This window comes from Haliscomenobacter sp. (assembly GCF_033763495.1).
In the GTDB taxonomy this organism is placed as follows: domain Bacteria; phylum Bacteroidota; class Bacteroidia; order Chitinophagales; family Saprospiraceae; genus Haliscomenobacter.
The window spans coordinates 13,572-40,350 of sequence record NZ_JANRKL010000253.1 but is presented as its reverse complement, the minus strand read 5'-3'; the positions used below and the strand labels follow the sequence as shown (position 1 = coordinate 40,350).

At 45.1% G+C, this 26,779-nt stretch carries 18 protein-coding genes; 12 read left to right on the top strand and 6 right to left on the bottom strand.

All coding sequences use genetic code 11. The features are described from left to right. Positions 1-128: 128 nt before the first annotated feature. Both SFV55_RS29680 and SFV55_RS29675 read left to right on the top strand, forming a co-directional pair. Entirely contained in the window at positions 129-719 is a 591-nt protein-coding gene (locus SFV55_RS29680; protein WP_320033233.1) for an ATP-binding protein, read from the top strand. Further along, complete coding sequence (locus tag SFV55_RS29675) at positions 716-2,629, top strand: ATP-binding protein (RefSeq protein WP_320033232.1); 1,914 nt, start codon at positions 716-718, stop codon at positions 2,627-2,629. Before SFV55_RS29680 ends, SFV55_RS29675 begins: the two co-directional genes overlap by 4 nt. 14 nt (positions 2,630-2,643) lie before the next feature. On the opposite strand, the gene SFV55_RS29670 is transcribed toward SFV55_RS29675, so the two are convergent. The 3 genes from SFV55_RS29670 to SFV55_RS29660 form a co-directional block, all read right to left on the bottom strand. Beyond that, complete coding sequence (locus SFV55_RS29670) at positions 2,644-4,206, bottom strand: AAA-like domain-containing protein (RefSeq protein WP_320033231.1); 1,563 nt, start codon at positions 4,204-4,206, stop codon at positions 2,644-2,646. 140 nt (positions 4,207-4,346) lie between these two features. Further along, a complete protein-coding gene (locus SFV55_RS29665; protein ID WP_320033230.1) occupies positions 4,347-6,167 on the bottom strand; it encodes a RagB/SusD family nutrient uptake outer membrane protein in 1,821 nt (606 codons plus the stop codon). 18 nt (positions 6,168-6,185) lie between these two features. Continuing rightward, on the bottom strand, positions 6,186-9,302 hold the full coding sequence (locus SFV55_RS29660; RefSeq protein WP_320033229.1) for a TonB-dependent receptor: 3,117 nt from the start codon (positions 9,300-9,302) through the stop codon (positions 6,186-6,188). Positions 9,303-9,709: 407 nt separating this feature from the next. Here SFV55_RS29660 and SFV55_RS29655 point away from each other — a divergent pair, with 407 nt between their 5' ends. The 5 genes from SFV55_RS29655 to SFV55_RS29635 all read left to right on the top strand — a co-directional run bounded on the left by SFV55_RS29655 (position 9,710) and on the right by SFV55_RS29635 (position 15,216). Continuing rightward, positions 9,710-10,717 carry a family 43 glycosylhydrolase gene (locus SFV55_RS29655; protein WP_320033228.1) on the top strand — a complete coding sequence of 336 codons (1,008 nt, stop codon included), beginning with the start codon at positions 9,710-9,712 and terminating at the stop codon, positions 10,715-10,717. A gap of 4 nt (positions 10,718-10,721) precedes the next feature. Beyond that, positions 10,722-11,591 carry a LamG domain-containing protein gene (locus SFV55_RS29650; RefSeq protein WP_320033227.1) on the top strand — a complete coding sequence of 290 codons (870 nt, stop codon included), beginning with the start codon at positions 10,722-10,724 and terminating at the stop codon, positions 11,589-11,591. 75 nt (positions 11,592-11,666) lie between these two features. Continuing rightward, positions 11,667-13,592: a heparinase II/III family protein gene (locus SFV55_RS29645; RefSeq protein ID WP_320033226.1), complete on the top strand. Its 1,926-nt coding sequence runs from the start codon at positions 11,667-11,669 to the stop codon at positions 13,590-13,592. A 60-nt stretch (positions 13,593-13,652) separates the two neighbouring features. Further along, on the top strand, positions 13,653-14,408 hold the full coding sequence (locus tag SFV55_RS29640) for a hypothetical protein (RefSeq protein WP_320033225.1): 756 nt from the start codon (positions 13,653-13,655) through the stop codon (positions 14,406-14,408). A 37-nt stretch (positions 14,409-14,445) separates the two neighbouring features. Continuing rightward, the gene (locus SFV55_RS29635; protein ID WP_320033224.1) at positions 14,446-15,216 is read left to right on the top strand and encodes a hypothetical protein; all 771 of its coding nucleotides are present in this window, start codon (positions 14,446-14,448) and stop codon (positions 15,214-15,216) included. A gap of 76 nt (positions 15,217-15,292) precedes the next feature. Here the strand turns inward: SFV55_RS29635 and SFV55_RS29630 are convergent, their stop codons facing one another. Beyond that, positions 15,293-17,425 (bottom strand): xanthine dehydrogenase family protein molybdopterin-binding subunit, encoded by a 2,133-nt coding sequence (locus tag SFV55_RS29630; protein ID WP_320033223.1) that lies wholly within the window; start codon positions 17,423-17,425, stop codon positions 15,293-15,295. Continuing rightward, positions 17,422-17,886, bottom strand: coding sequence for a (2Fe-2S)-binding protein (locus SFV55_RS29625; RefSeq protein ID WP_320033222.1), 465 nt, complete (start codon positions 17,884-17,886; stop codon positions 17,422-17,424). Before SFV55_RS29625 ends, SFV55_RS29630 begins: the two co-directional genes overlap by 4 nt. Before the next feature lie 135 nt (positions 17,887-18,021). Between SFV55_RS29625 and SFV55_RS29620 the strand changes: the two genes are divergently transcribed. From SFV55_RS29620 to SFV55_RS29600, 5 genes are all read left to right on the top strand, one after another. Continuing rightward, positions 18,022-18,786 (top strand): glycosyltransferase family 2 protein, encoded by a 765-nt coding sequence (locus SFV55_RS29620; RefSeq protein WP_320033221.1) that lies wholly within the window; start codon positions 18,022-18,024, stop codon positions 18,784-18,786. An 81-nt stretch (positions 18,787-18,867) separates the two neighbouring features. After that, complete coding sequence (locus SFV55_RS29615) at positions 18,868-19,440, top strand: Uma2 family endonuclease (protein WP_320033220.1); 573 nt, start codon at positions 18,868-18,870, stop codon at positions 19,438-19,440. 774 nt (positions 19,441-20,214) lie between these two features. Further along, on the top strand, positions 20,215-21,522 hold the full coding sequence (gene kynU, locus SFV55_RS29610) for a kynureninase (protein ID WP_320033219.1): 1,308 nt from the start codon (positions 20,215-20,217) through the stop codon (positions 21,520-21,522). A gap of 39 nt (positions 21,523-21,561) precedes the next feature. Further along, positions 21,562-22,245, top strand: a complete 684-nt coding sequence (locus tag SFV55_RS29605; RefSeq protein ID WP_320033218.1) for a nucleoside deaminase — start codon at positions 21,562-21,564, stop codon at positions 22,243-22,245. Beyond that, complete coding sequence (locus tag SFV55_RS29600; RefSeq protein ID WP_320033217.1) at positions 22,193-23,242, top strand: hypothetical protein; 1,050 nt, start codon at positions 22,193-22,195, stop codon at positions 23,240-23,242. Before SFV55_RS29605 ends, SFV55_RS29600 begins: the two co-directional genes overlap by 53 nt. On the opposite strand, the gene SFV55_RS29595 is transcribed toward SFV55_RS29600, so the two are convergent. Continuing rightward, positions 23,229-26,768: an SUMF1/EgtB/PvdO family nonheme iron enzyme gene (locus SFV55_RS29595; protein WP_320033216.1), complete on the bottom strand. Its 3,540-nt coding sequence runs from the start codon at positions 26,766-26,768 to the stop codon at positions 23,229-23,231. The genes SFV55_RS29600 and SFV55_RS29595 overlap by 14 nt on opposite strands. Between the last annotated feature and the right edge of the window lie 11 nt (positions 26,769-26,779).

Genomic DNA, 26,779 nt, shown 5'->3' with positions numbered 1-26,779 from the left:
GCACAGGTAAGTATTTTGCGATAACTTCCCATTGAGGATCGGTCATGCGCTGGTACTTTCCAGTCATTGCACTTTAATTTTGGACAAACTAAAGTTAGCAACCGATCCTTATTTTTCAACAAAAAATTTTGAACATACTCTTAAGTGGCCTGCCTTCAGAGGTAAGAAATATTTGCGTAGGTGTTTTAGCTAGGTTATGTTTTGATTATGTATACTGGGATTTTGATCCTGAACATTTACCTTTCGCCTTAGTACTGGAAGAAGCACATTCGTATATTCCAGAAGAAGATAGCGTAGAGTTCGCATTGAGCAGAAAGCATATTGAACGAATCGCAAAAGAAGGTAGAAAATACGGCTTGAGTTTGATAGTTGTAAGTCAACGCCCTTCAAATATTTCGTCAACGGTTCTATCTCAATGTGGTACATTCATTACTCTACGTTTAACAAGCGATCTTGATCAAAACAAAGTCAAAAGATTTTTACCTGATACACTTGAAAGCCAAGCAAATACATTGCCGAGTCTAAGAGATGGCGAAGCTTTTGTTACTGGAGATGCTATAAAATTACCACGCAAGGTATATTTCAGAAAACCATCTCCAACACCTAAAAGTAATGATGTTCGATACCATAAATCATGGTCTGAAGGTATTCCTTCTACATATGATCTAAAAGAAATAGTATCAAATTGGAAAAGCAACCAAAAAAGAAGTAAGAAATGAAAATCAAAGATATAAAAATAAAAGGTTGGCGCTCCTTTGATCTTGACAATGGGATCTCATTGCAAGGCTTGAGAAGAATGAATATTCTAATAGGTCCAAATAATTCGGGAAAATCTAATATTGGAAAATATTTCTTCTGGATTAAAGAGTTGCTTAATAACAAGCAAGCAGTAATATCAGGGAAGGGCAACCAATATGAGGCACTAAATAATGTTATCACTACAATTGATAACAAAGAAACATGGGCGTGGGAAGAAAATAGCATCGAATGTGAATTAGTTATTTCAACTGAAAACAAGCAATGGTCAAATGGAGAGCCATTTTTCCCAATTGACAAGAGTCTTGATGTAACACTTAAAGCGATGCATAATTTTAAAAATAAGAAAAGTTTTTTTTCAGTTTTTAATGGAGATAAGCCTTTAGTTGCTATTTCTGACAAAGATAAACCTCAAGTTCTTGAGTTATCGACTAGTGAGTACATAGATTTCAATAAAGACATCCCTTCATTAATGGATACATTAAAATACTGGACTGAACTGTCTTCATGTATTGTTTTCATTGACCCTATCAGACACCATGCAAGATCGTCCAGCTTGAATAGTAATAAAGATTCTTTTTACTATTATGATGGAAGTGAAACTCTTGATAAATTACTACACATTCAGAATACCAATAAAAAAAATTGGCTGTCATTTGAAACAAAAATTAGTACATGGCTTGAAGATTTGCTAGATGAAAGGATTGAATTTAGGATTGAAAATAATGTCCTTACATTTCGCCTTCAAAGAAACGCACAAACTCTTATTTCTACATTCAATGAAATAGGAACGGGAGTTTCACAGCTTTTTATGATACTATCTTTTCTATATTTGAATAAAGATAAAGATTTGATTGTTTTCATTGATGAACCTGAATCTAATTTACATCCTGATGCGGTCAAAAGATTAATCCATCTTCTTGAACATAATTTTACAAATCATTCTTTCTTTATAACAACTCATTCATCAGCTTTAATCGATCAAGTCAGTGCCGACTGGAGCATACATCGAGTACTTAGAAAAAAGGATTTACCTTCGCAAATTTTTAAATGTAACACCCTAGTTTCAAAGTATGAGATTTTGGATGACTTAGGTATAAGAGCATCTCAAATTCTTCAGAGCAATCTCGTGATATGGGTAGAAGGCCCCAGTGACAGAATATATTTAAACCATTGGCTAAAAGACATCTGCAAAACCCGTTCATTAATTCTTGAGGAAGGCAAGCACTATAGCTTTTTAATGTACGGAGGGGCTAACTTAAATTCACACACCATTCTGTCTGATGACAATGAGGACATAGATATTCTTTGCACCAGTAGATATTCCGTAATTATATGTGATTCTGATTATAAAAACCAAGAAGATGAAGTTAATTCTAAATTAAAAGAACGGGTTAAACAACTTTTGAAACGATTTGAATTAATCAAATCCTCAGAGCTTGGTGAAAATAAAAAGATAGAAGATTATATCAAAATATGGATTACGGAAGGTCGAGAGACAGAAAACTATATACCTAAAGAGTTATTTTATGAAGTACTCTCAAATACTCCCTTCAAAAAAACAAGTATAAAAGAGGATAATCGAGTAAATTTGGTGGTTAATTATTCATTGATAGAGCCATTCGATTTCACTAAATATGATTCATTTGACGCTTTTTTTGCTAAAATGTATGAAAAAGAGGGCGGATCAATTTTGAGTTTTGACCAACAAAGTAAAATAGCATTAAAGTATTCTAATAATAAAGTAAATATTGCTAAAGAAATTGTAAAAAAATGGGCAGATAATCACTATTCGGGTTCAGATCTCAAAAATAAAATTAATCAGATAATTGACTTCATTTTAGAAGCAAATGGAAAAACCTTGGGAAGGTAAGCAGTGTCTGCACCTCACACCCAAACCCCAAACACCTCCTTATCCCCCACCCTCATCCATTCCTGCCGCCAGGACTTCTCCTTCTTGTGCTCAAAAATGAGCAAAAACCCCGTTTTTAGGTGCTGCCGATCCAGGTAATCACTCAACTGAGCCAGGCCAGCTTGGTGTGCTTTTTCGCCGTACCAGCGTTTTAGTTCGATGATGTATTTGTGCTGAAAATAGGTGACCACCACATCCAGGCGTTTTTCCTCTGAGATCTGGGGCTCTTTAAACGTATGGCCTTTCCCGTTCAGAATGGGGTTGAGGAAGGATAAAAAAACCAAACGGGCGTTGCGTTCCAAAAAATCCTGATCCTTTTTATCGTGTTCCGACTGCATGAACTGCTGAAATTTGAGCAACACCGCTGCTATGTCCAGGCCATTTTCGGCAGTTTTAAAGTGCTCGCTAAAATTGTAGTCGCGACCGTAGGTGATTTCAGCTTTTACGGTCATGTAGTTGTACAGGCGCTGCTCGTAGATGCGGTTGTGGATGGCCAGGCGGCCATTTTCTTTGAAGATGCCATACATGCGCCCAAAATTGGTGAGTGGCTCGTCAGGATTGAAAGAGATTACATCACCCTCGATGATTACCCGGTAGACCAGATCGTAGAGGGCTGGGTTGTTCTCCAGGTTTTTGATCAAACTGTCAAAGTTGGTGTTGTTTTCTTTTAAGAGCAGATTGACCGCACGATCCACATCTTCCAATACCCAGCGCCTTTCCGTTTTTTGTGGCAACAGTTTTTCAGCAATAATCTTGCACAATTTGCTCACCAGAAAAGGATAACCAGAAGTGAAATAATACAGCCTTTCGGCAATTGGGCTTACTTCCATTTCTACTTGTTCTGCCAGGCGATATTCTTCCAACATCGGTGCAATCTCAGCAGGATTAAAACTCATTTCCACTTCAAAATCAGCGGCGATGTTCCAGGGACTATTGTATTGTGCTTGATCCCCCGATCGCATTTTTGATTTCAGGGATTTGATGTCGTGAACACCCGTGAGGACAATGCTGTGAAAGGTAGCATGAATAGGCGAAAAACGTTCGAGATACTTGGTACGAAGCATGCCAAGGAAACTCAAAAAAGACAAAAAATTACTGCTGGCATCTACTTCGTCAATCAGTAAAACCAATTTTTTATTCGCCTTATGCACCAATTGTGTAATCACTTCCGAAAGGCCATTCATGTCTTCGACCTTCGATAGCAATCCCTCCAAAAAAGAAGCTAGATCAGGCGCCGTGAATTTCAACATTTTCATCACTTCATCCACAAACATGGTAGCAAATGCTTCATCTGATTCATACCACTTCGAATCAATGCCTTGGAAGCTCAATCTAATGGGGAAATAATTGTTTGATTTTTCCAAATCGTTTTGAAGAAATTGGAGTGCAGTGGTTTTTCCATATTGCCTTGGCCGATTGATGATGAAATACTGCCCCCGCTCCACCATGTCCATGATGGCCGCCATTTTAGCACCTGTATCCATCATGTAGTGCAAGTGGGGGAAACAGACGCCCGTAATGTTGAACTCCTTTCTCATATGGACAAAGTTATTCAAATTCTGGTATTGTGCAGAAAGCGGAACAATCCCTTTCTTGTATTTCAATAAAAAATATGGCACCCCAAAAGACAATACCTCCTGAAGTGCCATACCTTAAAAATCAAAAATCCAAATTTACATCAATACCCCGGATTCTGCGGGAACTTCGGTCCCTCAACCACCCTATCAATCTGTGCCTGTGGAATGGGGCGCAACATGTGGAAGTCCTTGATGTTGGCAGCAGCTTCAGGATTCCATTCCTTTACCCGACGCACCAAAGAACGGGTACGCACCAGGTCATGCCATCTTTGCCATTCGCCATAGAACTCACGGGTACGCTCATCCAGGATGAAATCAAGCGTAACGTCTGCTTCCTTGATTTCCATGGCTGTGGCCGCAGCTGCATTTTGCTCCGCAGTGTTGCTTGGGCGGAAAGCCGATCTCCTTCTGATGACATTGAGTAAGTCCTTGGCAACCGTAGTCTGCCCTGCTTTGAATGCTGCTTCGGCCCCGGTCAGGTACACATCCGCAAATCGGTAAATCACTACTGGTCTGGAAGAGGGGTCGTTGAAGTTAGAACCGCGGCTGGGGTCCATAAACTTCTTCACCGCAGGGAAATAGGTATTGTTCCAAAGGCTGGGAGGAATAACCGTGCCTTTGAAGGGTCTGGTGCCTACAAACTGAGGAGCACCAGCAACTTCGTAATCCGGCATCCAGATGGCGGTATCCACATTGGCACGCAAGGTATAGGTTGGAATACCGCGGCTGTTGTTGGCTGCATTCTGAGCGTTGGTGGTCTCCTTGTTTGCAATCCATACCGTGTAGAAAGTATTTTCAAAACGAGAGTCGACCGTACGGTTTACAAAAGCCTGGTCCAGAAAATAACTTTTCCCGGCATTGGGGCCAGAAGGCCACTTGTAGCTATTGGGACGAATACGGATGTAAGGCCGGCCATAATAAGAGTCGCGAATCATACTGGAGGTACCATTGTTGACCAAATTGCCGCTGGCGTTTTTAAAAGAGTTGATGCCACAGTTGGGGTAGTTCCAATTGGTAAACCAGGGCGAAAGGTTTTGCGCTGCACCACCCGATGCACCACCGCCTACGGTATAGTAGCCATATTTGGGGTCTTTGGAGTGATCACTCACAAACATGGTTTCCTTGCCGTAATCGTTAGCAGGGTTGAAGGCATCGCCATAGTTGGCCCAAAGATCAAGGCCATAAGTGGCTTTTTTGGCAATGATGTCTGCACAAATACTAGCTGCCTGGGTAAAATCTGCCTGGTTATTGTTCAACCAGCCGCGGGTCAAATAGGCTTTGGCCAATACCAATTGGGCCACCGGTTTACAAGCCGCCTTGTCGATAAACGGGGCAGTGGGCTTGTCTGGAAGATCTGTTGCCGCTTCGGTCAGGTCTTTGATGATTTGCTCATACACCTGAGCGGCTGGTTGGCGGGAAGCCGCCTGGGAAGGTACAGTAATGAATTTGGTATTTAAAGGCACGTCCCCAAAGGTTTGCACCAGGTAAAAGTACCAGAAGCCACGCAAGAACTTGGCTTGTGCCAGGTATTGTTTGCGGGTGGCATCGGGTAAATCAATCGTTTGGCCATATTCCAACACCCCGTTCAAGGTGTTGATATCGGTATAAGCGATATTCCAGGCAGCGCCAAAATTTGTTCCGTTGATTCCATTGTAATTGTGCAGTTGAATCCCACTGGCACTGGCGCCGGCCAAATGTTCATCCGTACCTGCCATCATTTCATTGGTAAAACCTTCGGTTCCCCAAGCTGAGCGGAGGTCATTGTATACCCCGGCAATACCCCCCAACACCCCGGAAGGGCTATTGAAGAAAGAAGGGACAATCGAAGCCCTGGGGTTTTCTTCCAGAATACCCTGGCAACCATTGTTTAGGAATGCACACAGTACAAGGACTGCGGGTAAAAGCTTATATTTTAGTTTCATGTCAATTCGTTTTTGAGTTTAAAATTTCAGGTTCAAGCCAAAGGTGAACTGTCTGAACGCAGGGTTATTCAAGTTCACACTAATTTGGCGCGCCGGAGCACCTACATCGCCGGCTCCAGTTGCAGCTACCCCACCGCCATAACCATTGCCTTCAGGATCAGGACCAAAGCCTGCATCCACAAATGGCGAGTAAATAACAAACGGGTTGGTTGCATTCAGGTAAACTCTTGCCGATGCGAGGCCCATTTTACTCATCAAACTACTGGGCAACTGATACCCGAAGTTGATGCTGCGGCATTTGATGAAGGACCCGTCCTGGTACCCCAGCGTAGAACCAAACAACAAGCGGTCCGTACCCGCATCTGGTGCTGGGAAGGCATTGGTTGGATTGGTCCGTGTCCAGTAGTCCACCTTGAGTTGGTTGACCCGGCTTTGGTTGAAGAAAGGGAAGCCGTTGCCACCACCATCGGCGGTGAGGTGAGGTGCCAATACTTTCATACCCATTCTGGCGTAGATGACAACAGAAAGATCAAAGCCCTTGTAACTGAAGCGGTTGGTGATACCACCTTCCCATTGGGGTTGGAAATTACCTAGGATTTGACGATCGTTGGCGTCGATCTTGCCATCTCCATTGACGTCTTCTACCCGGATCTGGCCAGGATATTGTACTGGTGAGGTCTGTTTTTTGATTTGTTCGTTGATGGAATCCTGCAACTGCCAGATGCCGGTTTTTTTGTAGTCGTAAATCACGGTCAGTGGTTGACCTACAAACCAGCCAGCGCCTTTGTTTTCCAGTTCGCTAGGGGTAGTCAACTGAGTGATTTTCTCGCGGTTGAAGAAGAAAACCCAATCGGTGCTCCAGTTAAACCCATTGCTTTTTTGGATATTCTGCGTTGTTACCATCACCTCTATCCCTCTTCCTTCGGTTTTACCCAGGTTTTTAAGGGTTGAAGATGCTCCGTTACTGGCAGGGAGCGGAACCGACAACAAGATGTCTTTGGTTTTTTGATGGTAATAATCGACACTACCTGTGATGCGGTCATTGAACAAGCCAAATTCCAAACCCAAATCAATCTGGTCGGTAGACTGCCAGCTCAAAGTTGAGCTAGGCAAGCTGGTTACCAGGTAGGCGAGTTGTTGGCCAGCAGTGCTTTGTCCAAAATTGTAATACCCTGCACTCAAACCACCCAAAGTGGCGTATGCCCCTACGTTGCGGTTACCGGAGATACCCCATCCCCCTCTGAGCTTGAGGTTGGAGATTACTTTTATATTTTTCATAAAAGCTTCCTCCGTCACGGTCCAGCCCAAGCCCACGGCTGGGTAGTTGAAGTACTGAAAGCCTGGAGAAAGTGTGGAAGAACCATCGCGGCGGAAAGTAAGCGTAGCCAGGTACTTGCTGGCGAAACTATAGTTCACACGGCCCATGAACGACAACAATCCCGTTTCGGAAAATGAACCGGAAGCGGTTGGCTGACCAGCAGCCAAAGCGAAGTTGGCATTTTTGATGTAATCTGCAGGAACACCCGTTACGTTAAAGCTACTTCCCTGGTTGTGGTCTTTGGTGACCTCAAACAAGCCCGTAATACCCAATTTGTGCTTTTTGGCAAATACTTTATCGTAGTACAAGAGGTGCTGGAAGTTGTACGACCAGGCTTCGCTGTTGTTCACATTGGCGTTGGAAGAAGACTGAACCACCGAGGTATTAACGTAGGTCAAAGGCCCGGAATAACCATTGCCATTGTCTTGTCTGAAATCCAGCCCCGCATTGAAACGATAACGCAATCCTTCCACAATTTTCAGTTCAGCGTACAAGCTGTTGAAGGTTCTGAGCCTCCGGTTGTTGGCCAACAAGGAACTGGCCTTGGTGATCAGCGTGAGTGGACTGACTACAGCTGCGTCGATTGAACCGACGGCTGGATTGAGGTTTACGGTACCATCTGCATTGTAAGGCGAAGCCAGCGGAGTCAATCGCACCAAACCACTGGGTACACCACCACCACCTACCGTATTCGAGTAGGTAAGGGTATTCATGGTGTTGAGCCCGATTTTCAAACTTTTGCTGATCCGGTGGTCAATGGTTGTACGCAGAGAGAAGCGTTCAAAATTCTGATTGGGAATAACCCCGTCTTCCCGGTAATAACCACCACTCAACCCGTATTGGGTGCTTTCACTTCCCCCGCTCAAACTCAGTAAGTGGCTGGAGCTGGCACCTGTCTGATAAATCAAATCTTGCCAATCCGTAGATACTCCTGCAGCCAGGGCGTCTTTTTCCGATTGAGTGAGCAGGTAGGAAGATGTGCCCGCACTGCTAGGCCAGCTGGAACGGTTATAGGCGGCAGCATCACTTTTGAATTGGGCATATTCCTCCCCATTCATGACGTTGTACTTGGACATGATGTTGGTCAAACCGTGGAATCCATCATAAGTGATTACCGCTTTGCCACTTTTGCCCCGGCGGGTAGTCACCAGAATGACCCCTCCCGCACCACGCGAACCATAAATGGCGGTTGCAGACGCGTCTTTCAAGATATCGAGGCTGGTAATGTCTTCAGGGTTCAAATCGTTGATGCTACCACCGTAAGGGATTCCATCTACTACGATTAATGGGCCGTCCAAGGCATCGCTGGAACCAGAGTTGGTAGTCAAAGTGCGGTTTCCCCGAATCCGGATCTGACCCGCTGCTCCCGGAGTGGAACTGTTGTTCACAATTGAAACCCCGGCAGTACGCCCCTTGAGCTGGGCAATTAAGTTGGGTGCAGGTACTTCTTTGAGTACTTCCGACTTTATTTTAGTCACCGCACCAGTAACATCCTTAGCTTCCTGAGTACCATAACCTACTACGACTACTTCATTCAATACAGAGGTGTTGACTTCCAGTACTAAGTTCAAAGTCGTTTGGCCATTGATGGCAACGGTCTGTTCGGTGTACCCTGTGTAACTGAATTTCAGGGTGCCATTGCTGGGTGCTGTGATGGAATACTTCCCATCGATGTCGGTAATCGCTCCCCGGCTGGTACCTACCAATAGAATACTGACACCAGTGAGCGGCTCATTCCCATCCTTCGAAGTAACCGTTCCTTGAATGGTTACATCTTGAGCATTAGCAAAACCAAGAAAGCCTAAGAAAATTAGCATGAGTACGCCAAATTTTCTCAGGCCAGCTAGTTCTGGAAATGTTTTTTGTTTGTTTCGCATTGTTTGTTCGTTTAAATAAAAAATCACCAAATATTCGTCGGCAAATGCAAAGATAGGTATCCTTTTTCATTTATGAAATCGGTTTCATTCTTTTTTTACAAAAACCATTTTTGTTCATTTTTCATCATTAAAATCGAATGGCAGTCTTAAATAAATGGAAATAAATGGCCCAAAATCACAAAAACATGCCGAGGGTTGGTATGAAATAGCGCAAAGGCGAGGTTATAGTCAATCAATAAGAAATCGGTTACATAAATAATAACAGCAGCTCCTAAATCCTTATCGTCAAAGTCATCGTTAAACTAACGGGGAAAGTTTAGATTTGTCTTGGAAAAAAAGAACCAAAGATGAACTACAAATCTCTCCTGCTTTTTTTACTCCTACTGGTGGCATCTTTTGAAACATTTGGGCAAAAAAAAGCCACGCCCAAAACGCCCAAAATGCTATTTGGCGATACTTCCCGCATTGGTATTCCCTTTGCCAAAGACCCCCACGTGATCAAGTTTCAGGGCCGCTATTTGATGTATTATTCCATTCCGACCTATCTGGACCAATCCAATCCGATCCCGGGTTGGGGTGTAGGCATTGCCGAGAGTAAAGATTTGCACAAATGGCACAAAGTAGGAGAAGTTACCCCCGCTAGTGAATACGAAAAAAAGGGGCTTGCCGCACCAGCTGCCCTGGTGGTCAATGGTCAGGTACACCTTTTTTACCAAACTTACGGCAATGGCAAAAAGGACGCTATTTGTCACGCGGTTTCCTCGGATGGTTTACAGTTTACACGCGACCCGAGCAACCCCATTTTTAGCCCTACCGGAGATTGGAATTGTGGCCGCGCCATCGATGCGGAAGTATTCCCTTTCAAGGACAAGTATTTGCTTTATTTTGCTACTCGTGATATCGATTACAAAATCCAGATGCAAGGGGTAGCTTCCGCGCCTTTGTCGGGTGGTTTTGACCGCAGCCAGTGGACCCAGCAGTGTACAGCTTCCATTCTGAAGCCTGAATTCCCCTGGGAGGGCAACTGCATTGAAGGGGCTTCAATCATTGAAAAAAATGGCTTTTTGTACATGTTTTATGCCGGTGCCTACAACAACGACCCACAACAAATCGGTGTAGCCAAAAGTAGCGATGGAATAAAATGGGAGCGCTTGTCCAACAAACCCTTTTTGACCAATGGTGACCCTGGCACCTGGAACTCCAGTGAATCCGGACATCCCCATATTTTCCAGGACGACAATGGCAAAACCTATCTCTTTTTCCAGGGCAACAACAATCGGGGTAAAAACTGGTACATTTCCAACGTCGAAGTCAAATGGAATGAACAGGGGCCTTACCTCAAAAAGCAACATTGAGTTGATGAAAACCAAGCAAAACCTGTTCCTCTTCGCGCTCATTGGATACCTGGTTGTATTGGGTCATAAACAACCAGTGTATACCCAAGATAAACCAGAGCTACTTAAATCTTCCAAGGGTTTGGTTGCCTTTTGGGACTTCAAGGAAGAAGCAGGCCAAACCCGTCAAGCCTGGGGCAAAGGAACTTTTCCACTCGCCGAAATAGATGGCACCATTCCCCGGCTCAATGAAGGGCCGCTGTCTGGTTATTCGGCTCAATTTGGCAGCGGTGCTTACCTGTCGCTGCCCAGCGCACAAATCGGCGCGCTGAACATTTATGGTCCAAAGCAAGGTGTAACAGTCCTCGCTTGGGTAAAATGGACAGGAGAACAAACCGGTTTTGTAGGTGGCCTATGGAATGAATACCAAGACGGTGGCAAACGCCAGTATGGTTTATTCGTGTCGCTTCCGCATTACAATGGCAAAAATCAGGTATGTGGGCATATTTCACGTACTGGCAAACCAACTCCTCCCTTCCCCTACTCCATCGACTATTCTGCGAGTAAACAGGAAGTCCCTGCCAATCAGTGGGTTTGTATCGCATTTACCTACGATGGGCGCTACATGAAGTCTTATGTAAACGGTGTTTTTGAAGCCCGTAAGCCCGAGCTGATTGAGCACACCAAAGGATTTGAAGGTTACCCCAACGGTCTGATCCAAAGCAAAAACCCTTATTATTTTCCCGATGGCATGGGCAATAACGGCTCAGATTTTACTGTTGGAGCCGTATTATTAAAAAGGGGTATGGGTAATTTTTTTAAAGGTCAAATCGGCGGCTTAGCCATTTTTGATCGAGCCTTGCGCACAAAAGAATTACAACGATTGGCCCGCTAATGCATTAGTGCGGGCAAAATAAACACTTATTTTTTATCGCCCCTTATCCTCAAAACGTTTAAACCTACATCTGCAATGAAAACCTACTTCGTGCTCTTCTTTTCGCTGGTTTTTATCCACCTGACTTTTGCACAGGTCGTCCAGCGCAACATCCTCGCCAACAAATACAATCTGCTGGCCGTACAACAATCCTTGGTCCCCAAAAACCAGTGGAAACCATACCCGCTCAGCCCTGAAGAATGGCGCAAAAAACTCCCTGACTCTATCTTCAACAAATTGATCAAAACGGGCGAAACTACCCTTAAATACAAGTTTGAACCCATTTCAGCCAGTACCTCCCTCGACTTCGTCCGCTCCGGCGACCGCCAACAACACGGCAACATCTCTTATGGCAAACGCAACGCCCTGATGAACCTGGTACTCGCCGAAAGCCTCGAAAACCAGGGGCGTTTTACCGAAGCCATCATGAATGGGGTTTGGTCGATCTGTGAAGAAAGCTATTGGGGCGTTCCGGCACACATTAGCAGCACCGGACTACCCGATGTAGAAAACCCGGTGGTCGATCTATTCGCCGCTGAAACCGCAGCAGTGTTGGCCTTAACCGATTATTTTGTCGGTGAAAAGCTCGACAAAATTAATCGCCTGCTGCGTAGCCGCATTTATTACGAAACCAAGCAGCGCATCTTCATTCCTATGGCCAAAAATGGCGACAAATACGGCTGGATGAGCCAAACCAAACCTGTCAACAACTGGAATCCCTGGATCATGTCCAACTGGATTACGGCCATTTTGCTCCTGGAAAAAGATGAAAAGCAACGCGCCGAAATGCTCCACCATTCCATGCGGGGCCTCGATCGCTACCTCAACAGTCTGGGAGATGATGGCGGCTGTGATGAAGGCCCAAGTTACTGGTTTGCAGCGGGTGCTTCGGTTTACGATTGTTTGGAACTCTACACCAATGCCACCAATGGAAAAATTGACATTTATAGCGAGCCGCTGGTACAAAAAATGGCTTCTTACGTGTACAAAACCCACATTGCCGACAATTACTTCGTCAACTTTGCCGATGCCGATCCTAAACTTACCCCTGATGGCCTAATGCTTTACCGTTTTGGAAAAGCCATCAAAGACGAAACGATGGTACAATTCGGGCAGTGGGCTTTTAAAACTTTCCCTGCTGCTTCAACTGCTATTTCCGGTTACCATCGGCCCCGCAAGCTCAACAATATCCTGAGCGTAGTTCAACTGGCCAATAACAACTTCAGCTACACTCCTGCGCCGGATGCCTGGTTTGCCGACATCCAGGTGATGACCACCCGCAATGCCAGTGGCATGTACCTCGCCGCCCACGGTGGCCACAATGCCGAAAGCCACAACCACAACGATGTAGGAGACTTCATCATTTACCTCAACGGCAAACCCATGATTGTGGACGCCGGACGGGGGAATTACACGGCCCGCACTTTTTCGAGCAAGCGCTATGAATTGTGGTTTACTCAATCCGAGCACCACAACCTGCCCATCATCAATGGCTTAGGACAAAAAAGTGGCCAGGAATTTGCGGCAAAAAATGTCAGTCGGATCATGACTCCCAAAGAAAGTGGCATGAGTATGGACATTGCCAGTGCTTACCCTGCCGAAGCTGGAATCCAAAGCTGGAATCGCACCGTTCTGCTCAAGCGCAATCAGGACGAGGTAGAACTTACCGACGAATACCTGCTCAAACAAAAACCCAAATCGCTGCAACAGGTTTTTATGACCGTTGGAAATGTAAACCTCGTTGAAGCAGGCAAAATCATCATTTCGGATGGCTTCCTGAGCATGACCCTGCGTTACGATGCCAAAAAATGGACCGCAACGACCGAATTGCCTTCCACCGAAGGCATGGAATACAGCAGTTTCAAAACCAAATGGGACAGCAAACCCGTGCGCCGGATCATCTTGACCAATACCGCCCCCGAGACGAAAGGGAAATTTGTGTATAGTTTTAAGCGGGATTAAACAAGCAACAATAATTTTAAACAATCAATTATATTTGCAGTAAAATCTTAATTCATTACGATGAGAAAAACTAACATTTTATGCTTATTGGGCTTGACTGTAGCTCTGGGGCAGGCATGCCAAAATGGAGCGCCTAAAGAAGCTGAAAAGGCTAAAACGCCTGCTTTCACAGCAACACCGTATTGGGTGTCTAGCTCATTTGTTGATAGGCTGGCGGAAGATTCCCTAAACTATGCTGGTTGCGCACAAATTTTCTTTTTTGGCCAGGATTCTATGTCTTACAATGATGCTCATGATGGAACGGTTGGAGCCTATACCGTGATTGACGACAAAACCATCGAGTACAATGGGAATATTATTGGCATGAGCGAGGCGGTAGAAGTGCTGCGTAAAACCAAGGTTTCAGATCAAGAGATTAGTGTAGTCAATAAAGCTAATGGAAGCGAATTGCGTTTCAAAGCCGTTGAAACCAGCGGATACAAAATCGACGGCGTAAGCCTCTTGGTTGGTCGATACTTTGCTGGCACCTATACCCGCAGTGGCAATGCGAGCACAACGGTTACCCTACATGCAGACGGGACAGTCAAAGGATTTGAGGATTATCAACACTTCGAGGTTCCATTTAGCGGCGATGTAGCTAGCTTTTTCGATGGCCATTACATTTATTTCTCTAGCAAAGGGCAAGAATATCCCTTTAGTTGGACCAAAAGTGGCGATACGTTGAATCTATGGACGGTGAAAAACCTGAGCGGACCTGATGAAATGCCCTCTTATGAGGTGGTGAAGCTGTATGATCGACTGATCAAAAAGAAATAATGTTGGTTATTTTTAACACAAAACCTAATTCACTACTATGAGAAAAATTCAAATTTTATGCTTGCTGTTTTTGGCAGTAGCAATGGGCCAAGCTTGCCAAAATGGAGCGCCTAAAGAAGCGGAAAAGGCTAAAACTCCTGCTTTCACTGCCACACCATATTGGGTGTCTAGCACTTTCGTTGATGCATTGGAAGCAGACAGTGATTCTTTGGCCACAGCTCAATGCTACGAATTGCAGTTCATTGGCAAAGATTCCGTGATCTACATCTACGGAGGTTGGGAAGCCGCACCTGGAACTTTCACAGTTGTCGACGACAAAACCATTGAAATCAGTGGGGAAATGTTTGGAGACGCCACGCTTCGCATCACTCAGGTCTCGGATCAAGAGATTGTAATGGATCTGGGTACTGATAGAGAAGTACATTTCAGACCTGTTGAGAACCATGAACACGATCCACGGGGAGCAGCAGTACTGTTGGTCGGCCAACATCTTGCTGGGACCTACATCCGTGAGAATCCTTTTGGCAGAACCAATGCAAAGCAACCCATCACGCTAAATGCGGATGGAACTGTCAAGGGATTTGAGGCTTATCAAACTTACCAGGTCCCAGTCGGCGGCGATTTGGCCGATGCCGGAGATGGAAACATGATTTATTTTTCTTCCAGTAAGCAAGAGCTGTTTCCCTTGGCCTGGACCAAACGTGGCGACACCCTGGATTTATGGACTTTGGAAAGAGTTACTGGGGTCGATGAAAAACCTTATTATGAGGTGGGAAGGATGTATGATCGGTTGATTCGGAAGAAGTAAACTGCCGCAAAAAGACGGGACGGAAAATAACCAATTGGCTACTTCCGTCCCTTTTATTTTTCAATTCCTGAATTGCTTACACGTTCCGCAAACCATTCAAACTAAATGGCTGCTTGCGCAAACGAATTCCGGTTGCTTTAAAAATCGCATTGCCCAATGCCGCCGAAAGTGGAGGCAAAGCTGGCTCACCCAGGCCCGTAGGATCCAATTCATTTTCTACAAAATAAACCTCCACTGGTGGGGTGTCACCCATCTTGATGACGCGGTAAGTATCGTAATTGGTCTGCTCAGGCGCACCATCCTTGAAGGTCATGTTGCTGAACATGGCATGACCAAGTCCGTCCACAAGGCCACCTTCAATTTGATTGATGGCATGTTCGGGGTTGATCACTACACCACAGTCCACCGCACAAACCATCCGCTTGATTTTGGGCTGGCCAGCTTCCAAAGTGACCTCCACTACCTGTGCTACGTAGGTATTGAAAGAAAAGTAGGCACTAAAACCCTGGAATACCCCGGCTGGTGCCTTGCCCCAATTGGCTTTTTTCGCAGCCAGTTCGATGGTATTGCGGAAACGATCAATCTTGTATGGTACATTTCCTACTGGCGATTTTTCTGCCTTGGCCAACCAGTCCAGGCGCAATTGCACTGGATCTTTGCCAGTAGCCTCCGCGATTTCATCCAGGAAACTTTGCTCAGCAAAAGCCAGGAAGTTGTGCACGGGTGCCCGCCAGGGCCCGGTCGTGATGTTGCTTTGATGGTTGTGTCCTTCGGCCAGAAAGTGATCAAGGGCACCTGCCGGGAAGTTGTTTTCCCGTAACGGGTTGCCCACGTTCAAGCCGGCACCACGTACATGGATTGCCTTAACATTCCCCTGAGCGTCCAGTGCTGCCCGGTAAAGGTAGTGACAAGCTGGTCGGTAAATCCCTCCGGCCATGTCGTCTTCCCTGGTCCACATGAGTTTGACGGGGGCTTTGGCCAATTTGGAAACCTCCGCAGCTTCGGCTGCAAAATCGGCATTCAAACGGCGACCAAAACCGCCACCCATCCTGGTCATCATCACACTGACTTTTTCTGGAGCGATGCCGAGCACTTGTGCCGCAGCATTGCGGGCAGAGCCCGGGTTTTGGGTTGGTCCGATCAATTCAGCCTTATCTTCGCGTACATCCGCAAAGAAGTTCATCGGCTCCATGGGTGCATGAGGTAAAAATGGCGCTTCAAACTTGGACTCGATGATTTTGTGGGCACCTTCAAACTGAGCAAGCGCATCGCCGTCCTTGCGTTGTGGTTTTTCTACCGGTTTGCTCAGCAGTTCGGCCATTTTTGCATCGTGATCAGCCGAGCTTTCCAGTTTGGTATCTACTTCCCATTCGATGGCCAGGCGTTCACGGCCTTTGAGGACCTCCCAGGTAGAGGTACCCAAAACCGCCACTTTATTGCCAAAGCGGATTACCTGTTTGATGCCCGGCATGGATTTGGTGCGTGAATCGTTGACCGATTTGATCTTCATGCCAAAGGCAGGTGGACGGGCCACTACCCCAATGAGCATGCCTTCCCGTTTGAAGTCGAGACCAAATTCCTGCTTGCCCGTGAAGATTTTTTTATTGTCAACCGCCTTGTGCGATTGGCCAATGATTTTGAAATCCTTGACCGCCTTTAATGGCACATCTTTGGGCACTTCCATTTTGGCAGCTTCGGTAGCCAGTTCGCCGTAAGTGGCTTTTTTGCCTGAAGCGGTATGCAAAACTACGCCCATGTTGGTGCTGCACTCAGAAGCGCTCACGTTCCAACGTTTGGCCGCAGCACTGATCAACATCTGACGAGCCGTAGCCCCAGCGGTGCGCAAGGGCTTCCAGGATGCAGGAGTGGAACCACTACCCCCAGCTACCTGACGGGTGTATTTGGTGGAATCCAGCCCAGCTTGTTCAACCACTACTTTGCTCCAGTCGCAGTCCAGTTCTTCGGCTACCAACATCGGCATGGCCGTTTTGATGTTCTGGCCACACTCGGGATTGGGTGACATGATGGTGATCACGCCTTCAGGACTGATTTTTACAAAAGCGTTGAAGGTCATTGCCTCCATGAATGGTGCTTCGCTGATTTCGGCGGCACTGGCAGCCCAGCTCAAACCCAGCATCATCCCGCCACCAGTGGTCGCGGTAACCTTGAGGAAGGAGCGGCGATCGAATTGAATTGAGGATGTGCTCATGATTTAACTTTTTTAGCGGCTACATGAATGGCTTCCCGAATGCGGTTGTAGGTGCCGCAGCGGCAAATGTTACCGGCCATGGCCGAGTTGATGTCGGCATCAGAAGGCGTTGGATTTTTTTTAAGCAGCGCAGCGGCGCTCATGATTTGTCCCGCCTGGCAATAGCCACATTGGGGAACATCCACTTCGTGCCAGGCTTGCTGAACCGGGTGTTCGCCCGTTTTGGACAAACCTTCGATCGTGATGACCTGCGCTTTACCTACTGCCGAAACAGGTAAGGCGCATGAACGCATGGATTCGCCATTGATGTGTACGGTGCAAGCACCACACTGGCCAATACCACAACCGTATTTTGAGCCCGTGAGGCCCAGGTGGTCGCGCAAAATCCAAAGCAAAGGCGTATCCGCGGCGGCCTCCACTTTGTATTTTGTCCCATTGACTTTGAGTGTAAATTCTGCCATGAGTGATAGGTTGGTTGTCTATTCGATATTAAGAAAAGTTCTACAAAATACAGCTAATAATGCACGAAATCAATTTATGTTGGTTAAAAAGTAAGTTCTACCTTTGAACGGCATTTTTTTGTAGACCAACGACACATGATCCAATTATCCGCAGTTGTCATTACTTTTAATGAAGAAAAAAACATTGAACGTTGCATTTTGTCTTTGCAAGGTGTTGCGGATGAGATTGTTGTAGTGGATTCCTATTCCAGCGATCGCACCGAAGCGATTTGTGCTCAGTACGGTATAAGGTTCATTCAACACCCTTTTGCCGGGCATATTCAGCAGAAAAACTGGGCCATCACCCAAGCCAGCTCACCCTACGTCTTGTCCCTGGATGCCGATGAAGCTTTGTCCGAAGAACTCCGCCAATCGATTTTGGCTGTCAAAAAAAACTGGACCGCACAGGGCTACTCTTTCAACCGCCTCAACAACTACTGCGGCCAATGGATTCACCACAGTGGCTGGTATCCCGACCGCAAATTGCGCCTCTGGGACTCTCGCCTGGGGCAATGGGCAGGGGCCAATCCCCATGACCGTTATGAAATGCAGACTGGCTCCAACATCCAGCACCTCAAGGGCGACTTGTTGCATTACACAGCCAACAGCGTCAAAGAGCATTTTGACATGTTGTACAAGTACGCTGACATTGGGGCCAAGGAGTTGGTTAGACAGGGGAAGGGTAGTTCCTGGATCAAACTATGGATCAATCCCTGGTTCAAGTTTTTTAAGATGTACATTCTAAAGCGGGGCTATCAGGATGGGTTATATGGCTTGATTATTTGTTCGTCTACAGCGTGGTTTACGTTTTGGAAGTATGTGTTGGTGCGTTATTACCAGCGTGAGGGGAAGAGGAGGTAAGGTGGGATCAGCAGTTTTATTTGATTGCTGGGAGCTTGCGAGGATGTATTTAAGTCATTATATTTGTACAAAACAGGAAAAATGGCAGTTCAAACACAACGCAAACTGTTTACGGTGAATGACTTTTACAAAATGGCTGAAGTGGGCATTTTGGACTGGGAAGATCGTGTTGAACTGATTCATGGAGAAATACTGGAAATGAGTCCAATCAATAGCCCCCATGCAAAAATCGTTGCGAGGCTTACCCGAATACTCAATGCCATCCTGGGTGAAAGAGCGCTGGTAAGAGGACAATGTCCCATTCAAATTGATGAATATTCTGAACCAGAACCAGATGTGTCGGTTGTTGAGTTCCAAATTGACGAATACGAAGATCAACATCCTCGCCCGGAGGAAGTGTACCTATTAATCGAGGCATCTGATAGTACCTTACGGCGGGATCGAAAACTTAAATTGCCCTTGTATGCGGAAGCTGCTATTCCTGAAGTTTGGATTTTAGACATGAAGAGCCAGGTCGTAGAAGTTTATACAAATCCTGAAAGTGGTCAATATCAGAAGATGATAAAAGCCCAGAAAGGGGATACCCTGCACTGTACGAGTCTGGCGTTTGAATTGGAAGTGGAAAGGATATTTGGGAGAAAATATACGAAGTAGTAGATACCACCTGTTTCGGGTTAAAGTCTTCCCCTCCACTTTCCAAGGGCAACGCTGGTTCAACGTCTCCAGACTTGAACCAATATTCCCGCGTCTCCAGACGCATGAGTATGCACAATGTTTATCGAAGGCAATAGCTTTCTTGTTGAAGAGGGCTTGTTTTTGGGAATTAAAAAGCTAATTTTCCTTTGATTACGCACGTCTGGAGACGTGCAGATAATGGTACAGGTCTGGAGACCTATACCAGCGACAACTCAATGTTTTTGCTCAATTTTGAAAGACTTGTACTAGTGGGGATGTTGAGAGGTCCGCCACTGACTCATTTCTTAACTTACCACAATGAAACAAACAGGCAAACAAGACATTTTACTTATTCTAACATGCATTCAATGCATTCCAATACTTCTCTATACCTTTGCTTTGTTTCATCTTAGGTTGAATAATTTGAGTGTTTCTGTTCGGCTGGTAGTTATCGATTGGATGCCAATAATGATAATTTTTCAATTTGTTTTAGCCGTTTTGGCTTTTCTTTTTAAGAACAAAAAATGGCAATTGGCTTTCAATTTTATTCTGATTTTACTTTTTCTAGTCACGCTTCTTTTTTTTAATAGGACTGTATATAAATTTAACCCCTATTGAGTTGATAAGGTTCTCTGAGACGGGAAGACCAGTCACAAATATTACCTTGCTAGCTGAGCGCTTCAACCAACGCCCAATTTTTATGTTTGTTCTTCGAAAACATAGCTATTTTTCGCCTTAAACCAACCAAACCAAATGTCCTTTCAACCTACCCTCGATTACGCCCGCCAAATGGATGCCCAAGACCCCTTGCGCTTCTTTCGCGACCAATATCTTTTCCCCCAGCATCAAGGGCACAATTGCCTCTATTTTTGTGGAAACTCCCTGGGATTACAACCTAAACAAGCCCGAGCCTGCATCGAAACCGAACTGCAACGCTGGCAAGAACTGGGAGTAGAAGGCCATTTTGAAGGTGAATTGCCCTGGACGCAGTACCACAAGGCCCTCGCCCCTGCATCTGCCCACATCGTAGGTGCACAAGAGGATGAAGTTATTGTGATGAATACCCTCTCGGTCAACTTGCACCTGTTGATGGTGAGTTTTTATCGGCCCGATGCCCAACGTTTCAAAATCATCATGGAGGCCGGGGCTTTCCCTTCCGATCAATACGCCATTGAAACCCAGGTGCGCTGGCACGGTTATGATCCAGCCGAGGCCATTGTGGAAGTAGCGCCTCGTCCGGGAGAAATGCTGTTGCATACCGAAGATATTTTGGCCACGATCGAACAACACGGGTCTCAAACGGCCTTGGTGCTTTTTGCTGGCCTCAATTATTACACCGGACAAGTCTACGACATGCCCGCCATCACCAAAGCAGGGCATGCGGCAGGCGCTTATGTGGGTTTTGACCTGGCCCATGCCGCAGGCAATGTCCCCCTTCATCTGCACGATTGGGGTGTTGATTTTGCGGTCTGGTGTACCTACAAATACATCAACTCTGGCCCCGGAGCGCTCGGAGGTGTTTTTATCCATACCAATCATGGCTACAATAAAGACTTGCCTCGTTTTGCGGGTTGGTGGGGACACAATGAAGAGCGACGTTTTTTGATGGAAAAAGGCTTTGACCCCATCCCCGGTGCTGCTGGCTGGCAATTGAGCAATGCACCGATCCTGGCCTTTGCACCGATGAAAGCCAGCCACGATTTGTTCATGCAGGCGACCATGCCAGCCTTGCGGGCCAAAAGTGAACACTTGACGGCCTACCTGGAATACCTGATTGATCTGCTCAATGCTGAACGCCCAAGATTTAGCATCATCACGCCCCGTGACCCGGAGCAGAGAGGTGCACAATTGTCCATTTTAACTGGCCCAGAAGGCAAGGCACTATTTGATTATCTGGCCAAAAATGGGGTTATTTGCGACTGGAGGGAGCACAATTTACCGGGTGAAAAAGAAGGGAAAGCAGGGGTCATTCGGGTGGCACCTACTCCGATGTACAATTCTTATGAGGATGTCTGGAACCTGGTTAATTTATTCGATTTATTTCCAGGAGTATCTATTTGATTTAATCAAGCTCATCAAGCATTGAAGGAGCATTATCGCATGAAACCTAAAGACGAGGTACAACAAGAAATAGATGCCATCTTCGGACTACTGGCTTATGCCTTGGTGTATAAAGATTGGCAGGATGAAGGCACTGACCGTTACAGTCGAAGAGGCTACAACGTTGGGGCATTATTGGTAAATCCCAAGTATCAGGCGGTTATGTTTGAGCTCAACTCCATTGATCGGTGTAGCGATGTGACTCAGCATGGTGAACTAAGGGTAATGACAAAATACCTCCAACAAACTAAAAATTACAACCTCGAAGGCTTCACCATCTATGCTACATTGGAGCCTTGTGTAATGTGTGCGGGAATGATGACGATGACCTCTGTGCAAAGGGTTGTTTTTGGCCAGCAGGATGTAATGTTCAGCAAAGCATTCGAACGCTTGGCAATGGATACCCGCAATGTCGGCGGCTATGCACCCTATCCAAGACAGGTAAAGGTAGAGGCCTCTCCCCTAAAGTACGGGGCTCAGCTTGATGCCGCATATCAACAGTACTTAGCTACAGCGGAGGAAAAAATTTTAGCCCTTTTTTTAGCCTCCCATACAGCAAAAGAGATTTTCAAAACGGCTTATGAGGAATTTTTAAGTTTTAAACCCGAATTAGATCAAAACACCCAAGTTTATGCCCAGGCGAGACATTTTTTCGACACCCAATTCATTGAAAAAAACCAATAACGATACTCCTATTGATTTCAAACAATTGCCAAAAGCAGAACTGCATTGTCATCTATTAGGTGTGCTTAATCCTTCGTTACTTGGAGATTTAAACAAAAAAGGGCATAAACTGCTCATTCCCAAAGATCAAATCCATACTGTTTCTCCAATTCAATGTAAAGAAGATTTTCAAAATTGGATTGATTGGTTGAAACCTTACCAAAGTGCAACGTGGGTAGCTTACCAACCCATTATTGCAGGGCATTTGGAATCATTGGTAGCTCAAAATGTAAAGTATGTAGAGTTGATGATTTCCCCCTTGATGTTTCCATCTCAAAGAAATGAATTAGTGAAAGAGTTCAAGCAATTTAGAGATTGGGTTACGCAACTTGAACAGGAGCGCATTCAAATGGAGTTTATTCTGGTAATGCCCAGAAAATTAGAAGAATTAAAGATTAAAAAAAATACGCTGGATTATATTGCCCTTTACAAAGAAGGACTTATTGTAGGTGTAGCTATTGTAGGGTTGGAGGATGGTTCTTCTATTCAAAAGTTTTCTAAGGCCCTTGAAACATGCAAAAAAGCTGGCTTAGGTATAGAGATTCATGCTGGTGAACATTCCGGGCCCGAAAATGTAGAAGATGCTCTGGAGTATGGATTTGTAGATCGAATTGGACATGGGATTGGTTTATTTCAAAAAGAACAACTCATTGATAAAATTGCTTCGGCAGGAATACACCTTGAATTTTGCCCGACCAGCAACCTGAGAAGTGGTAGCATTCAGCAAATTCAACAATTACCAATCCATCTAGCTCGTAGTGCTGGCATTAGTTTTAGCATCAACACTGACGATCCAGGTTTTTTTGATTGCTCGATCACCCACGAATATCAGCAACTGGCTGAGTATTTTCAGTTTGAACGACCTGATTTTTTAAACCTCTTGGAAAACACGTTAGCCGCAAAATTTGCCCCCAAATTCAAATACTTGAGTAGTGAGGATATACTCAGCTCATTTTAATGATTCTGAAGCTGCTTTTAATAAAATCACCCCGATCGTTTTTACCGTTAGGGCGATCGGCCCAACGCCCCGTGATCTTTTGGCTATTTACCGGATCTCCCTGAAAGGCCATCCAGCCACCACCTTTTGTGACTCGTTTGACGTCTGGTGAAAGATCAGTACTGCGGATGTCTTCCGCCACATTGTAACACCATTCCACAATATTTCCAGCCATATCCATCAAGCCTTGAGGTGTTTGCCCTGAGGGATATAGGCCTACGGAAACCAAGTGGCCAACAGCATCGCGATGATTGGAACATAAGTCTTTAAATTCTTTACCCCAGGGATAGATGTATTCCGCATTTCCCCCTGAAGCGGCGTATTGCCACTCCCACTCATTGGGTAAGCGCACTGTAAAACCCAATTCAGCACTCAACCACCGACAAAAAGCAACAGCCTGGTACCAGTTCACTTCCTGCGCAGGTCGATTGTAATAACCTTTGGGCGTTTGCGGCCTTAATTTGTTGTGGTTTTCATCTTTGGAGTCCACTGGAAGGCCAGACCACCATTGTGGCTGGTGATAAAGTTCTGGATTTTGAGCAAAGGCATTGAATTGTCCCAACGTAATGGGATAGCGGGCAACCTGAAAACTACTCAAATCAAAGTGCTCTTCATTGCCATTCAATTGAAGTGAAATACTACCTGCCGGTATACTAACCCAATCAATGTCCGGTATTCCGCCTTTATTCAATCCGACCCCAGGACGGGGATCTTTTAAATCTGCCAATCGGTCTCCAATTTTTGCTCTGCGTTCGTGGTCGATAAAATCAAGGGCAATCTCTTCTACAAGGCGCTCAGACTCCAGGCGGATAAATTCACGTGTATTTGGGTAAAGTTCATCCAGTTCTTCGTTACTATGGCCCAGAATATTCAGGGCTTCGTAAACAGGTACCAAACGTTCGTGTTTCCAAATGTGTTTGAGGTCATGTTCAAGTTGGGCCCTTTCGTCATACCCAGGGCGGCTGTCCGCCCATTTTTTCGCATCTTGTTCCACCTGAGTCATCAAGGAGAGGTAAGCCTTGTATTCTTCGATCCAGTTTTTCAAATAGTCCCAGTTTCTGAATAATGCCTCGTGGGTAATCGACAAGGTGGGTTTACGATCCACATTCAAATCCGAACCGAGTAATTTTTTGGCAATCAAGGCATCGACCAATTTGAGCGCATTTGGTGGCCAGTGCTCACGTTCAAAAAGGGCTACCCTTTTGGCAACCAGGCCGTCGGCACCAATGACAACTAGTTTTCTGAAAACAAATGAGAAATCATCTAAGAATGTTTGTGTGGTTTGATCAAATCCCATTAAGGCTTCTTGCGCTTGCTGTTGAATAATGCCTTCTATTCTGCCAAGACTTACATACTGTTTTTTTGTAAGTAGACTGCCTGTTGATTTATCCGCCAGTTCTTTTAGTGTGTACGACAATAGTGGCAAAATATCACCAGCCTCGCCAGCGTCTTTTTGAATTATGGTCATTAAGTCATCCTCAAAGGTCAATCCAGCAAATTCAGCAGGGCGACTAATGATTTTGGCAATATTTTCGGCATCAGGAGGCAATGCAATAAAGTTGCCCAGGTCAATTAATTGAGCAAGAGCGGGGAATTGAAGGCAATGGTGAAAATACTCCGAGCGCATGGTCAGGATTACCTGCCCGTAGCGGGTTCCTGCAAAAGCCACTAAAAACTGGATGAAACGATCTGCCTTTTTATCTTCTTTATTTTTTTCATCCTGCAGAATCGAAAACACCTCTTCAAACTGATCAAGATAAAGAATGACCTTGGTATTTCCTGAGTCCAATTCAGCCAAAATACGGGAAAACGCTGCGGTAAAAACCTTAGCACTTGCATCCAAATTTAGCTGGTTCAATTGTTCAATTAAGGGCGATTGGTTCCGCACAGCTGCATAATGGAAAGTCCGGTTTTGTTGAACCCTGCCCTCGATGATCTGCCAGGAGGCACTATTTGGGATTGCATTCAACTGAAAACGATTGAATAACCCAGCCTTGACCAAAGAAGATTTTCCAGAACCCGATGCCCCGATCACTGCCAACAAGCCACCCTGAGTACCCGTTTCTAAAAGATTCAGCAGCGTATCAATTTCGTTGTTGCGACCAAAAAAGAGGGCACTATCTTCCAAATCATATGGTTTCAACCCCATGTAAGGATTATCCAATTCCTGGTTAGGCCCTTCAACTCCGGAGGTATTGTTGGTTTGATTGGCCACGAATTTTTGCAGCCAGTTGTTCACATTGTGTTCAAAAAGGTCTTCAAAAAAATCGGGGTGAAAATCCACATAACGTGCTTTGCTCAATTTTTTAAAAAAGGCATCAACTGCTTCATACTTCAATTGATTTTCAGCATATCTAGGACTTTGATCACTCAAAATTGGTTCCCCTCTGCGGTAAATTTGGATCTGTGGACGTTTGCTCTCGGGCAAATCAATGACCTCTTTGTACAATTGCTCCAAAGGAGAAATATTATTCAGGTGATATTGCCCTAGGTTATGCCAAACAATCCAAACAATTAGATCAAAAGAAGACAAACTGGGTAGGGTTACAGCGGCTTCTCTTTTATCAAAACTAGATTCATGGATGAATGTAACACAATTGGCCCCTTGGTATTCGTATACATTACCAATCAATTGCTGGTTGATGTTGGAATGCATAAAAAGCTTTACGAGGTAATCTTTGACCTGAGCAATTTCATTGTTTACATTCAATGCTCCGATTGCGCCATCGAGCCTTGCTTGCGGTGAAGACCCTGCAATAAGTACATTGATTTTTAATTTTTCATCCCGTGCTTTTACCTTGTTGATCAAGTTGGTGTTTGCAAAAAACTTACTTAGTTCAACATTAATTCCTCTTGCCAGTAACGCCTCTTCATTTTGATAAAACAAGACCCATTCCATATCCGCTGCTATCGAAATGGCGCTATTCATCTGATGACTACTGTGTTTAATCACGCGTGTATTTTGGGCGTATTGGAATTTGAGCTTGACGAAACTGCTGGCTCCCTCAAAACATTCTCGCAGCGTCGCTCCTTTGGCGAATTTTTCATAAAAAACCTTACTAAAATAAAAAGCAGCCTTATCGTCAATCTCAACTCGAGTAGCGATAATGGCCTTGACCCCCTCCTTAAGCAATATTTTTACCTGGTCTTCGGTAGCACAGCCATTTAGAAATACCAGTTTTAATTTTTTTAGCCGACCTAAAATTTTTGCCAAACCTTCTTTATATCCTTCCCCATCTCCAAGTTGAATGGCCTGTCCGTTCGCATGCCCCCCGTAATGAAAAACAACGATGTGGTCTTTTTCAGCGTCAATCGTTTTATGGAACTCCGAGGTAGTGGCATTGTCCAGATGAATGATGTGAGGACGATTTTCCTCCGGTTCGTCCTCAAAGATTTTAGGAATAATTTCTCGTTCCTGACTAATAAAATCAAGAGGCCTCTCTCCTTCTAAATTAGTAAATGCTAATACGATGGTATTTTTATTCATCTCATACCAAT